This window comes from Mycobacterium colombiense (genome assembly GCF_003284975.1).
GTDB lineage: Bacteria > Actinomycetota > Actinomycetes > Mycobacteriales > Mycobacteriaceae > Mycobacterium > Mycobacterium europaeum_A.
Genome location: NZ_QMEU01000118.1, coordinates 1 through 12,875 on the forward strand (window position 1 = coordinate 1; position 12,875 = coordinate 12,875).

The following is a 12,875-nucleotide window of genomic DNA, read 5'->3' on the forward strand; positions in this document are numbered from 1 at the left end:
GGCGGCCCCATTCGCGGCGCCGCCGACCGCGTTCAACGGCTCGTTCACCCGGCGCCGCAACGTCGCGCTGACCCACGTGGACCTCGAGGACGTCAAAACCGTCAAAAACCGGTTCGGGGTCACCGTCAACGATGTCGTGACGGCGCTGTGCGCCGGGGCGTTACGGCAGTACTTCCAAGACCGTGACGCGCTGTCCGACGTCCCCCTGGTCGCGAGCGTGCCGGTGTCGGTGCGCGGCAAATCCACCCGCGCGGGCCGCAACCAGATGAGCTGGATGCTCTGCCGCCTCGAAACCCACATCGACGACCCCGTGGAACGGCTCGCGAGCATCGCCGAAGGAAACGCCGCGGCGAAGGACCACTCCGCGGCGCTGGGCCCGACGCTGCTGCACGACTGGACGCAAGTGGCCGGGCAGACCCTGTTCGGTGCCGCCCGACGGCTGCTGCCGCGACTCCCCCTGCCCGAGAACCCGCCGCACAACCTGGTGCTGTCGAACGTCGCCGGCCCGCAAGAACAGCTCTACTTCCTGGGGTGCCGGCTCGACGCGATGTATCCGCTCGGCCCGATCATCGCGGGCGCCGCGCTGAACATCACGGTGATGTCGCTCAACGGCCGGCTGGGCATCGGCATCATCTCCTGCCCGGACCTGGTTCCGGACCTCTGGGACCTCGCCGATGCGTTTCCCGCCGCGCTCAAAGAGCTCCTGAGTTGCGGTGAGCCGGGCGATCGCCCGGTCTGATCTGCCCGGTCTGATCTGCCCGGTCAGCGGAACCCCGTCCATGGTCGCCGCCGCGGCATGGCAGGGTGACATCCGTGGCAGACACTTCTGAACCGACCAGCGTCGCGGCGCACGACCTGCGCGAAATCAGCACTGAAAAGGGCGCTTTGCGCTACTACGACACCGGCGGATCCCACTCGGGTCCGGCGCTGCTGTTCCTGCACGGCTCCGGTCCCGGTGTCACCGGCTGGCGCAACTTCCGCGGCGTGCTGCCCGCCTTCGCCGAGCGGTTCCGCTGCCTGGTCCTCGAGTTCCCCGGCTTCGGGGTCAGCGACGACTTCGGCGGCCACCCGATGGTGACCGCCTTCGGCACGGTGTCGCCCTTCCTGGACGCGCTCGGCGTGGACAAGGTGCACATCGTCGGCAACTCGATGGGTGGTGGCGTCGGCATCAACTTCGCGACCCACAATCCGGACCGCGTCGGCCGGCTGGTGACCATCGGCGGGATCGGCACCAACATCTTCAGTCCCAGTCCCAGCGAAGGGATTCGGCTGCTGCAGGAATTCGTCGAGGACCCCACGAGGCAGCGGCTGGTCGACTGGCTCAAGTCGATGGTCTACGACCAGGCGCTGGTCACCGACGACCTGATCGAGGAACGCTGGCAGCTGGCCACCGACGCGGACACCCTGGCCGCGGCGCGGCGCATGTACGGCAGGGCGGCGTTCGCCGGGATGAACGCCGCGCTGAACGCCTCCGACCGGCCGCTGCCGTGGGCGACGATGCACAAGCTCACCGCACCCACGCTGCTGACCTGGGGCCGCGACGACCGGGTGAGCCCGCCGGACATGGCGCTGATCCCGATGCGCACCATCCCCAACGCGGAGCTGCACATCTTCCCCAACTCCGGGCACTGGGCCATGATCGAGGCCAAGGCGGCGTTCGAAAGCACCGTCCTGGCGTTCCTCTCGCGCGGCTAGCCAATCCTTAGCGCTGGGTGGCTCCGGCGTCGACGGGCAGGACGATCGCGGTGATGTAGCGGGCCTCGTCGGAGGTGAGAAACAGCGCGGCGTTGGCCACGTCCACCGCGTCCACCCAGGGCACCGCGAGCATGTTCATCGAGCGGGCCGCCTCGGCGAATTCCGCGCGCGTGGGCGGACGGTCCAAGTCGGGCCGGAATGCGGCGCTCACCACGTCATTGTGGATCATGGGCGTGTCGACGTTGGTCGGGCTGATGCAGTTGACCCGGACGTTGTGCGGCGCAAGCTCATTGGCCAGGCTGCGCATCATGCCGATCACGCCGTGCTTGGCGGCGGTGTAATGCGCGACGCCGACCAGCCCGCGCAGGCCCGCGATGGAACTCGTCAGGGTCATCGACCCCGCCCCACGCGCGATCAGGTGCGGCGCGGTCGCGCGGCACGTGTGCCATACCCCGGTGAGGTTGACGTCCAGCATTGTGCGCCAGGCGTTTTCGTCGAGCTCGACCGCCATGCCACGGGAGGTGATGCCCGCGGTCGCGCAGACCGCGTCGAGGCCACCGAGTCGCTCGGCCCCGCGGTCGGTGGCGGCCTGCACACCGGCGAGGTCTCGCACGTCGACGATCTCGGTGTGCGCGAGGCCGCCGGCATCGCGCACCAGCGACGCGGTGGTGTCGAGGTCGGCGGGGGTGCTGTGCGGGATGCGCACGGTGTCGACCGGGCCGCACACGTCGAGCGCCACGATGTTCGCACCCTCCTGCGCGAACCGCACCGCCTGCGCGCGGCCGATCCCGCGCGCCGCTCCGGTGACCAGCGCGACCTTGCCGTGCAGTCGCCCGCCGCGCGTGGCGCTCACGTCGTCTTCTGCGTCAGGCCGGCGTCGACCACCAGCTGCGTGCCGGTGATGTAGCGGGCCGCGTCCGAGGCCAAAAACAGCACGGCGTTGGCGATGTCGACGGGCTCGACCCACGGCACCGGCAGCAGGTTGCGCGCCTGCAGCACCTCGGCCGCGTCGGCCGCCGTCGGGTTGTCCAGGTCCGGCCGGAGCCGCCGAAAGGTGGCCTCGTTGAGCACCATTGGGGTGGCGACCGGCCCGGGGTGCACGGTGTTGACCCGGATGCCGCGCGGCCCGAGCTCGTTCGCGAGGGTGCGCGCCAATCCCACCACCGCGTGCTTGCTGGCGGTGTAGTGGGCGGTGTTGGGCAGGCCGCGCAGGCCGCTGGTGGAGCTGATGATGACCACCGAGCCGCCGCTATCACCCAGGTGCGGCACGCTCGCCCGGACGGTATGCCACACGCCGGTGAGGTTGATGTCGAGCGTGCGCTGCCAGACCTGGGGGTCCAGTTCCCACGACGGTGCGCCGGGCAGGTGTACCCCGGCGTTGGCGACGACCACGTCGAGCCCGCCCAACGCGGCCACGCCGGCGCCGATGGCGGCCGCCATCGCTTCGAGCTCGCTGACGTCGGCCAGGCCGGTTACGCACCGCCGGCCCCGGTCCTCGACTCGGCTTGCCGTAGCGCGCAACTCGTCGGCCGCCGCGGGCGCGTCGAGCGCGACCACGTCGGCCCCCTCGTCGGCGAACCGCTCACAGTGCACCCGCCCGGTCCCCTTGGCCGCACCGGTGACCACCACAACCTTGTCCAGCAACCCCGTCATCGTTCGATTAGATCGAAGCCGCGATAGCCGCCGCCGGCGACCTCGGCACAGATGTCGTTGTATGTCGCGAAGCCCCCGGTGAACAGCATGAAGCCGCGCGGCTTGCCTGGCACGTTGGCGCCCATGTACCAGGAGTTGGCCTTGGTGAACAGCGTGGCCTCGGCCCGGCGGGCGCATTCGGCGCCCCACACGTCCACGCTGTCCATGGTGGCTTCCAGCGCGGCGTAACCGTGCCGATCGAGGTGGGCGATCGCGTCGGCGATCCAGTTCACCTGGGCCTCGGCGTGCAGCACCATGTTCGCCAGCACGGCGGGCGCCCCCGGACCCGAGACCAAAAACAGGTTGGGGAAGCCGTCGACGCCCAACCCCAGATAGGTGCGGGGCCCGTGCGCCCAATCGTCGCGCAGGGCGGTGCCGCGCCGGCCGACGATGTCGATTTTGCCCAGCGCCCCGGTCATCGCGTCGAAACCCGTTGCCAGCACGATCATGTCGACGTCGTAATGGGCTTTGGTGTTATCGGCTCCGGCGGTGTTGATGCCGGTGGCGTCGATGGATTCGATCGGGGTGGCCCGCACACTGATCAGCGAAACGTTCGCCCGGTTGAAGGTCTGAAAGTAGTTGCTGTCGGTGCAGATTCGTTTGGTGCCGATCGGGTGGTCGGTGGGAATCAACAGGTCGGCGACGGCCGGATCGTCGATGACGGCCCGAACCTTCTCCTCGTAGAACCGGCGGGCCTCGTCGTTGGCCTCCAGGTCGGTCAGCTGGTCCGGGAACGTCTTGGCGAACAGCACGCCGCCTTGCTGCCAACGCCTTTCGAACGCCGCGCGCCGCTCCTCGGCGGTGAACTGCATCGTCGGCCTGGGGGCGGTGATGTGCGGCGAGCCACCGCCGCTGCGCCACGACAGCGCACGCCGCTGCGCGTAACCGGCCTTGATCTCGTCGAGCTCGGCGGCGGACAGGGGCCTGTTGCCGGCCGGGACGCTGTAGTTGGGGGTGCGCTGGAAGACGTAGAGGTGGGCGGCGGACTCGGCGATGACCGGAATCGATTGAATGCCGGACGATCCCGTGCCGATGACCGCCACCCGTTTGCCGGTGAAGTCGACGGGCCGGTGCGGCCACCGCGCCGTGTGGTAAAGCTCGCCGGCGAAGGTGTCCAGGCCAGGGAAGTTCGGGGTCAGCGCGGCCGACAGCGGACCCGTCGCCATCACCACGAACCGCGCCGAAAAGCATTGTCCCGCCTGGGTGGTGACCGTCCAGCGCAACGCCGCCTCGTCGAGGTGCGCCGACACCACGCGGGTGCGCAACGCGATGTCGCGGCGCAGGTAGAGCTTGTCGGCGACCCAGTTCAGGTACGTCAGGATCTCGGCCTGGGTGGCATACCGTTCGGTCCAGTTCCACTCCTGCTGGAGTTCGTCGGAGAACGAGTAGCAGTAGTCGACGCTCTCCACGTCGCAACGCGCGCCCGGATACCGGTTGTGGTACCAGGTGCCGCCCAGTTCGGGCGCGGCCTCGAGCACTCGCACCGACAAGCCCTGTCCGCGCAGTTTGTGCAGCGCGTACAGGCCGGCGAACCCCGCGCCGACCACGACGACGTCGAGGGACCGCGCGCCGGGATCGTTCACAACGAGTCACCGTAGGGCCGCGGACCGCGCGGACCGCGCGGCCTCCCGGTCACCGGACGCTTGGGGCGAAGAATTTTTTTGACGCCCGTGGTGTCCGCTGATCGGGATTTCCTTTGGGACGGGCCCCGACTGCGGTAGACCATTACTTAGCCCCCACACGTGCTTAGCCCCCACACGTAAGGACAACGATATGAGCGAGCGGGTACTCGACCGGGTAGTGGCCATGGCCGACCAGTTGCGCGACCAAGCCGCCGAGGCCGAACGCATCGGGCGGCTCACCGACGACACCGTCAAGCTGATGAAGGGCGCCGGCCTGATCCGGCTGCTGCAGACCAAGCAATATCAGGGCTTCGAGGTGCACCCGCGCGAGTTCGCCGAGACGACGATGGCCACCGCGGCACTGGATCCGGCGGCCGGCTGGATCGTGGGCGTCGTCGGCGTGCACCCCTACCAGTTGGCGTACGCGGACCCGAAGGTCGCCGCCGAGATCTGGGCCGACGACGTCGACACCTGGATGGCCTCCCCCTACGCGCCGCAGGGCGTGGCCAAACCAGTCGACGGCGGGTATCTCTTCAACGGCCGCTGGCAGTTCAGCTCGGGCACCGACCACTGCGACTGGATCATCCTGGGGGCAATGCTCGGCGACGCCAACGGCATCCCGCTGATGCCACCGCAGATGCTGCACATGATCTTGCCCCGCAAGGACTACGAGATCGTCGACGATTCGTGGAATGTGGTGGGGCTGCGCGGGACCGGCTCCAAGGACGTCATCGTCAAGGATGCGTTCGTGCCCAGCTACCGGACCATGGACGCGACCAAGGTGATGGACGGCACCGCCCAGCGCGAGGCCGGCATGACCGAACCCCTCTACCTGATGCCGTGGTCGACGATGTTCCCGCTGGGCATCTCCGCGGCCACCATCGGGATCGCGGAGGGCGCACTCGCCGCGCATCTGGATTATCAGCGCGAGCGGGTCGGCGCCACCGGGACCGCGATCAAGGACGACCCCTACGTCATGCACGCCATCGGCGAGGCGGCCGCCGACATCAACGCGGCGCGCCAGGAGCTGCTGGCCAACGCCGACCGCATCTACGACATGGTCGCCGCCGGCAAGGAGGTGTCGTTCGCCGATCGGGCGGCCGGGCGCCGCACGCAGGTGCGCGCGGTGTGGCGCGCGGTGTCGGCGGTCGACGAGATCTTCGCCCGCTCGGGCGGCAACGCGGCGCGGATGGACAAGCCGCTGCAACGATATTGGCGTGACGTACACGTCGGCCAGATGCACGCCATCCATGTCCCGGGCACCACCTATCACGCGGCGGCGCTGAGCTCGATCGGCATCGACCCGCCCGAGGGTCCGCTGCGGGCCCTGATCTAGGAGCATTAGTGAGCGACCTGAAAAGCCTTGGCTACATCACCATTTCGACTAATGACATCGACCGCTGGCGGCAGTTCGCCTTCGGCGTGCTGGGGTTCGCCGAAGGTAAGGGCCCCGATCCTTCGGCGCTGTACCTGCGGATGGACGAGCGGGCGGCCCGCATGATCGTGGTGCCCGGTGAGACCGACCGGGTGCTCACCGTCGGCTGGGAAGTGCGCGACCACCCGGCTCTGCAGCGCGTGCAGGCCACCCTCGACGGCGCCGGGGTGGCCTACAAGCAGCTGTCCCCCGACGAAGCCGAGGCCCGCCGCGTCGAGGAAGTGATCACCTTCGAGGATCCCGCCGGCACCACGCTGGAGGTATTCCACGGCGCGGTGCTCGACCACAGCCCGGTCGTCACGCCGTTCGGCGCGCGCTTCGTCACCGGCGATCAGGGCATGGGGCACGTGGTGGTGCCGGCCACCGACCCCAACGGTCTGTTCGACTTCTACACCGAGGTTCTGGGGTTCCGGGCCCGTGGCGCGTTCCGGGTGCCGCTGCCCAAAGAGTTTGGGCCCGTGCGGGTTCGGTTCCTGGGCATTAACGAGCGACATCACAGCCTGGCGATCGTGCCGGCCGCACACCAGCGCGACCCGCGCCTGGTCCACATCATGGTGGAGGTCGACACCCTCGACGCCGTCGGGCAGGCGCTGGACCGGGTCAACGCCGAGGGATTCCAGCTGTCGTCCACCCTGGGGCGGCACACCAACGACAAGATGGTCTCGTTCTACGTCCGCGCACCCGGTGACTGGGACATCGAATTCGGCACCGACGGGATGCGGGTCGACGAAACCTATTACACCGCAGAGGAAATCACCGCCGACAGCTACTGGGGCCACCAGTGGGTCGGCGAAATGCCCGCGGCCATGCGGCTGTGACGCCCGACTCCGACGTGACGCCGGTCGCGGCGTCCTCGATCACCTCGTGGGATGCCGAGGCCGACGTCGTCATCGCCGGCTACGGGGTCGCGGGTGCGGCCGCGGCGGTGGAAGCGGCCCGGTCCGGCGCCGACGTCCTGGTGCTCGAGCGCACCGGCTCGTGGGGCGGGGCGGCGTCGATGGCCGGCGGCTTCATCTATCTCGGCGGCGGCACCCCGATCCAAACGGCTTGCGGTTTCGCCGATTCCGTCGACAACATGGCGGCGTTCCTCAACGTCGCGATGGGCCCGGGCGCCGACGAGATCAGGATCGCCGACTACTGTGCGGGCAGCGTCGCCCACTTCGACTGGCTGGTCGGCTGCGGCGTGCCGTTCAAGGCGGAGTTCTTCTCCGAGCCCGGCTGGGAACCGATGGGCGATCAGGGGTTGATGTACAGCGGCGGCGAAAACTCCTTCCCGTTCAACACCATCGCCACCCCCGCGCCGCGCGGGCACGTCCCGCAGATGCAGAACAAGAAGCAGGGCGAGGCCAGCGCCGGCTACATGCTGATGAAGCCCCTCGTCGAAGCCGCCACTGCCGCAGGCGCACGCGCGCTGTACGACGTGCGGGCGCAGCGGCTGATCACCGAATCCGACGGCCGGGTGGTCGGCATCCGGGCCCGCCGGTATGGCACCGAGTTGAGCATCCGGGCGCGCAACGGCGTGGTGCTCGCGACGGGCAGCTTCGCCTACAACGACGCGATGGTGGCGCGCTACGCGCCGCGGATCGCCGGGCGCCCGGCCGCCTCGATCGAGCAGCATGACGGGCAGGCGATCCGGATGGCGCAGGCGCTCGGCGCCGACCTGGCCCACATGGACGCCACCGAGGTCGCGATCTTCATCGACCCGCAGCAGCTGGTGCGCGGCCTCCTCGTCAACGGGCGGGGCCAGCGCTACGTCGCCGAGGACACCTACCCGGGCCGGATCGGGCAGCTCACGCTGTACCAACAGGACAACGTCGCGTACCTGATCATCGACGACGACGCGCAACAGGAGGCGATGGCCTCGTGGTCGCCGAAGTTCATGCTGCGCCCGGCGAACTGGGTGGCCGACACCGTCGCCGACCTGGAAGCCGAGATGGGGCTGCCGCCGGCATCGCTGCAGGCGACCGTGGCCGCCTACAACGAGAGCGCCGCGCGCGGCGAGGATCCGCTGCTGCACAAGAAGCCGGAGTGGATCAAGCCGATCGGCTCCCCCGTCGGCGCGGTCGATCTGCGGGAGAACACCGGCGGTTTCACGCTGGGCGGGCTGGCCACCACGCTGGACGCCGAGGTGCTCCATGTCAGCGGCGCGCCCATCCCGGGCCTCTTCGCCGCCGGCCGGTGCTCGGCCGGGCTGGCCGCCTGGGGCTACGCCAGCGGCGTCTCGCTGGGGGACGGCAGCTTCTATGGCCGGCGCGCCGGGCTTTCGGCCGCCAAAGGCTGAGTCTTCTGCGCCTGACGGGCCGCGCGCTCGATACGTTCATGCAGCGCAACCCAATACGGGCCGTCGACGTCGGGAAGGCCGGAGCGGCCCGGGTGCGATCCGGCTCGGTTGTCGATGAGTTCGCGAACGATGTCGGCGTGGCCCGCGTGGCGTGCGGTCTCGGCGAGCATGTGCACGAGGATTCGCCCGAGCGTCACCGAGCGCCGGTCTTCGGGCCAGCCGGGCACGACACCGGGATGCTCGAGGCCCAGCGCCGCAATGGTGCGATCGGAGTGCGCGCACGCCCGCCGGTACAGATCGACGATGTCACCACGGCTCTCGTCGGGCGCGGCCCACATGTCGACGGTGGGCTCCGCCGCGTCGCTCAGCCATAGCGGCGGACGCGGGAACGGCCGGCCGAACACCTCGCCGAAATAGCCCATCTCGCAACCAGTCAGGTGTTTGACCAAGCCCAGCAGGTTGGTGCCGTGCGGGGTCATCGGTCTGCGGATGTCGTATTCGGACAGTCCGTCGAGCTTCCAGACCACCGCCGCGCGGGCGTCACGCAGCTCTCGATGCAAATCGTCCTTGAGATCGATCACGGTGCGCTTCGGCCCGAGGGCGCGCGCGTGCGCACCTTGGTCAGTGTGGCGGTGGCGGCCGCGGCGGCGGAAATAGCGCTGTTAATGGAGATTTCACCGCGCATGCCCGGCGCGGAGACCATGTCGCCGACCAGATACACGCCGTCGCCGCGGTAGACGGCCGGCCGGTCACGCCAGGTCTGCCCGGGCAGGTCCAGGGCGCCGGTGCGGCCCTTGGCGATGGCGGTGCGGTAAAAGGTGGTGCGCTCGCGCCAGTTCGGCAGCGCTTGGTCGGCGAGGCCTTCCAGTCGCCGGTGTGCGTCCGCGTGCGACTCGCCGGCGCGGACGGGCATCTGCAGTTGGTAGAGCGCCTCTTTGGCGGGGGCCACGGAATCGTCCTGCATGCTGTAGCTCTCGTGGAAGCCGCCCTCGTCGAGATCGAAAATCAGGTTGGTGTCCTTACGGCCGGCCTTGACGGCGATGTCGAGCAGCGCGGCGTGTCCGCTTGTCCAGCTGAGGCTGTCGTCGCCCAGCAGGGAGCGCGCCGCGGCGATGTCGGTGGCCACGATGACCGGGCCGCCGGCGGGCAAGGTGTCGATGCGCGCCGCGGTCTGCACCGCGACGCCGAGTTCCTTTGCGCGGTCGGCCATCCTGTCGATGACAGTTTGCCAGCCGCCACGAACCCAGCGCACCGCCGGCGGGTTGGGGCCGAGGACCCGTTGGAACAGCGTCCACACAAACGCCGCCGAAAGTTGGCCGGTGTCCGCGTGATAGGTGACGACGCTGATCGCGTTGGCCATCTGTGTGGCCGTCTTTTCGCCCCACCGCCCGCTGGCCCAGGTGTGGAAGTCGACGTCGACGGGCGCGGTGAGCCATTTGCGCGATTGCGGACGCAGCATCGGTAACGGCGGCAGCGCACGGATTCGTCCGTCGGCGCGAAAGTGCAGCAGTGTGGCCATGGCGACCGGACCGGGCCACCCGAGGCGCTTGACGAAGCCGCGCTTTTTCAGCCACTTGTAGTGCGGGCCGTCGGCGTAGAACACGTGCGCACCGTCGTGGGCGACATACGGCGGCGGGGTGGCGCGGCCGCGGCCACCCAGGCGATCGTGCGCTTCGTAAAGCCGCACCGGGACACCGGCTTCCGCGCATGCGATGGCGGCGGTCAGGCCGCCGAGACCACCGCCGATCACGCTGATGTGGCTACCCATCGTTGTTCCTTTCTTCGGGGTTGGGCGTCGGATCCGGCCACTGCAGTCGGGCCGCGATCATTTCCGCGGTGGAACGCAGGTATCGCTCCTCGTCGATGGCGGCCGGGTGTTCACCGCCGAACGTGTCGCGGATCAGCCAGTAATGCGCGACGGCGCTGAGCACCACGACGGCGGCGGCGTCCCAGTCGGGTGCGCGGTGGTCGGGCCCGGCCAGTTCGGCCAGCCCGCGGGAGATCACCGACAGCACCTGCAGGTACTCGTTGCGGCGGAACACCTCGAGCACCTCCGGCGACGCCGATGTGTCGCGCAACAGGATCCGGGTGACATCGCGGTTGTGGTCCAGCCGGCCCAACCCCACCCGGCAGAGCAGCACGAGCCTGTCGACCAGCCTGGCACCGGAGGCCACCTGGTCGAGCAATTCCAGTACCGAGAAGCCGGGCTCGAAGAACGGCGCCCACTGGTCGCGATCGGCGAGGGTCTCGCCGATGGCTTCGTAGAGCAGTTGGTCCTTGGAGCGAAAGTGCCGGTACAGCGCGCCCGAGCCCGGCGACAGCCCGGCGGCCTCTTCGATCTGGGCGATCGTGGTGGCCGCGAACCCGCGTTGCCCGAACAGGCGCAGCGCTTCGGTGATGATCCGCTGTCGCGACGTGACGGGCACCGCACCTCCCGGGAAGTAAGCACTTACTTGCAGTAAAGCAGCGGCCGGCACCGACCGCAAGGCTCGGTGGTGAGTCAGGCGTGGGGCAGCCGGTCGAAAACGGCGAGGACCAGCACGTGTGTGGCGTTGATGAGTTGCGACCGGCGGCGCCGGCGATCCTGCAGAAGCCAGAGCGTGGCGGCGGTGGTGATGGCGCCGATGATTTCCTCGGCAATGATGGCCCGCTGGCCCTTGGGCAGTGTGGTCTTGGTGAAGGCGACGGCCGCCAGAGTCTCCACCGAGGCGGCGAACCGCTGGGTTTGCTCGGCCCAGGCGGCGTCCACCGCGGGGCTTACGCCGAGGATCTCCAGCAGGGTGATCCGCGCTCGCCGCTGGTCGGCGTCGATGGCTTCGAAGTAGCCCGTCAGCGCCGCCCGTAACTGAACGTCCAGGTTGTCCGCCGGCGCCTGGGCGACGGCGTTCACCATGGCCTGGTGCATTTCCTCGGCGCATCGCTGGTAGCAGGCGAGCAACAGCGTCTCGCTGTCGGGAAACGATTCGTAGAAGTACCGCTTCGACAGCCCGGCGCTGGCGCAGACCTGGTCGACCGTCGCGGCGCGGTAGCCGACCGTGCCGAACACATCGACCGCGGCCTCGATGAGGCGCGTGCGCCGCTGCTCGGCCCGTTGACCGGGGGTGGCTCCTCGATACGTTCGCGACGGCTGCACTACCCGATATTGACACACGCGGGTTCCCGATCCGGGTTATGGAGATGCTCGTTCGCGGCATGGTCGTCAGGCCGTGAGGATGGCCTTAATGGCGTTTCCGTGGCAGTGCTCGCGCAGGGCGCCCGGAGCGTCGTCGAACGAGGCGGTGAGCGTGGTGACCAGCTCGGGTCGCAGCTTTCCCGCGGCCATGAGTTCGAGCACCGAAGGCATGACGGCACGGACGTGACTGCGGCCGATGTGCAGCGTCACGTTGCGCACGTAGCAGGCGGCCAGGGGCACGCTGGCGCGCCGGTGCAGCGACCAGACGCAGGTGCAGATGCCATCTGGCGCGGTGTGGCGAAGTACCTGGCGGAGCCCGCTCGGGGTGCCGGTGGCGTCGACGGTCAGCGGGGCGGTCGGCCACTCGCGGGGGCGCCGCGGATCCAGCGCACGCAGACCCAGTTGCTCGGCGCGATCGCGGACGGCCGCACGGCCGTCAACGATGTGAATTCTGCGCGCGCCCAAGGCCTGAGCGATCAATCCGGTACACAGCACCGCGCTGGAGGTCATCGGCTCACGGCTGCCCATCCGCCCCACGATGAGCGTCTCGGCGTCGGGGTCGGCGGCCAGCAGGCCGGGTAGGTGCGGCGCGACCTGCCGGTAGGCATCGCAGATGTTGTCCCCCACCCCGGCCGCCGCGGCCGGTTCGACGCCGTCGGGCAAGGCCACGAGCATGGCATCGGCGAAGGGAACGGCCATCAGGTCGGCCAACGCGCCGCCCCAACGGCCACCGGAGATGCCGAACCCGTACATCGATGCCGGGGGCACCGACAGGCAGCTGCCGGTGTGGCCGCGCCGGCAGGCGGAACAGCGCCCGCAGCTGATCTGGAACGGCACCACCACCCGGTCGCCGATGCGAACGGAGGCCACCTCGTCCCCCACGTCGACCACTTCGGCCACGCATTCGTGGCCGAGGTGCAGCGGCAGCGGAAATGGGGTGCGGCCCAGCATCATTGCCCGGTCCACGTCGCAGGTCGC

At 69.4% G+C, this 12,875-nt stretch carries 13 protein-coding genes; 5 read left to right on the forward strand and 8 right to left on the reverse strand.

The window, feature by feature from the left end; genetic code table 11:
• Positions 1 to 739, forward strand: a 739-nt coding sequence (locus tag DQP58_RS23020) for a WS/DGAT domain-containing protein (RefSeq protein ID WP_114149366.1), incomplete at its 5' end; no start/stop codon positions are given.
• A 74-nt stretch (positions 740 to 813) separates the two neighbouring features.
• On the forward strand, positions 814 to 1,695 hold the full coding sequence (locus DQP58_RS23025) for an alpha/beta fold hydrolase (protein ID WP_205869519.1): 882 nt from the start codon (positions 814 to 816) through the stop codon (positions 1,693 to 1,695).
• A gap of 7 nt (positions 1,696 to 1,702) precedes the next feature.
• Here DQP58_RS23025 and DQP58_RS23030 read toward each other — a convergent pair whose 3' ends face one another.
• Genes DQP58_RS23030 through DQP58_RS23040 form a run of 3 tightly spaced genes read right to left on the reverse strand, consistent with a single transcriptional unit; the run spans position 1,703 to position 4,970 of the window.
• Positions 1,703 to 2,548, reverse strand: a complete 846-nt coding sequence (locus DQP58_RS23030) for a mycofactocin-coupled SDR family oxidoreductase (RefSeq protein ID WP_112710476.1) — start codon at positions 2,546 to 2,548, stop codon at positions 1,703 to 1,705.
• Positions 2,545 to 3,348: a mycofactocin-coupled SDR family oxidoreductase gene (locus tag DQP58_RS23035; RefSeq protein ID WP_112710477.1), complete on the reverse strand. Its 804-nt coding sequence runs from the start codon at positions 3,346 to 3,348 to the stop codon at positions 2,545 to 2,547. The genes DQP58_RS23030 and DQP58_RS23035 overlap by 4 nt, the downstream gene beginning before the upstream one ends.
• Positions 3,345 to 4,970, reverse strand: coding sequence for a flavin-containing monooxygenase (locus tag DQP58_RS23040; protein ID WP_112710478.1), 1,626 nt, complete (start codon positions 4,968 to 4,970; stop codon positions 3,345 to 3,347). The genes DQP58_RS23035 and DQP58_RS23040 overlap by 4 nt, the downstream gene beginning before the upstream one ends.
• A 190-nt stretch (positions 4,971 to 5,160) precedes the next feature.
• Here DQP58_RS23040 and DQP58_RS23045 point away from each other — a divergent pair, with 190 nt between their 5' ends.
• Genes DQP58_RS23045 through DQP58_RS23055 form a run of 3 tightly spaced genes read left to right on the forward strand, consistent with a single transcriptional unit; the run spans position 5,161 to position 8,725 of the window.
• Complete coding sequence (locus tag DQP58_RS23045) at positions 5,161 to 6,345, forward strand: acyl-CoA dehydrogenase family protein (RefSeq protein WP_112710479.1); 1,185 nt, start codon at positions 5,161 to 5,163, stop codon at positions 6,343 to 6,345.
• 8 nt (positions 6,346 to 6,353) lie between these two features.
• Complete coding sequence (gene bphC / locus DQP58_RS23050; protein WP_112710480.1) at positions 6,354 to 7,262, forward strand: biphenyl-2,3-diol 1,2-dioxygenase; 909 nt, start codon at positions 6,354 to 6,356, stop codon at positions 7,260 to 7,262.
• On the forward strand, positions 7,259 to 8,725 hold the full coding sequence (locus DQP58_RS23055) for an FAD-dependent oxidoreductase (RefSeq protein ID WP_112710481.1): 1,467 nt from the start codon (positions 7,259 to 7,261) through the stop codon (positions 8,723 to 8,725). The genes bphC and DQP58_RS23055 overlap by 4 nt, the downstream gene beginning before the upstream one ends.
• On the opposite strand, the gene DQP58_RS23060 is transcribed toward DQP58_RS23055, so the two are convergent.
• The 5 genes from DQP58_RS23060 to DQP58_RS23080 form a co-directional block, all read right to left on the reverse strand.
• Positions 8,686 to 9,306, reverse strand: coding sequence for a DinB family protein (locus tag DQP58_RS23060; RefSeq protein ID WP_112710482.1), 621 nt, complete (start codon positions 9,304 to 9,306; stop codon positions 8,686 to 8,688). The genes DQP58_RS23055 and DQP58_RS23060 overlap by 40 nt on opposite strands.
• Positions 9,303 to 10,493 (reverse strand): NAD(P)-binding protein, encoded by a 1,191-nt coding sequence (locus DQP58_RS23065; protein WP_112710483.1) that lies wholly within the window; start codon positions 10,491 to 10,493, stop codon positions 9,303 to 9,305. The genes DQP58_RS23060 and DQP58_RS23065 overlap by 4 nt, the downstream gene beginning before the upstream one ends.
• Entirely contained in the window at positions 10,486 to 11,151 is a 666-nt protein-coding gene (locus DQP58_RS23070; RefSeq protein WP_112710484.1) for a TetR/AcrR family transcriptional regulator, read from the reverse strand. The genes DQP58_RS23065 and DQP58_RS23070 overlap by 8 nt, the downstream gene beginning before the upstream one ends.
• A gap of 74 nt (positions 11,152 to 11,225) precedes the next feature.
• On the reverse strand, positions 11,226 to 11,858 hold the full coding sequence (locus tag DQP58_RS23075) for a TetR/AcrR family transcriptional regulator (protein ID WP_165827938.1): 633 nt from the start codon (positions 11,856 to 11,858) through the stop codon (positions 11,226 to 11,228).
• A 66-nt stretch (positions 11,859 to 11,924) separates the two neighbouring features.
• Positions 11,925 to 12,875 (reverse strand): zinc-dependent alcohol dehydrogenase (locus DQP58_RS23080; protein WP_133259421.1); only part of this gene is annotated, 951 nt, incomplete at its 5' end.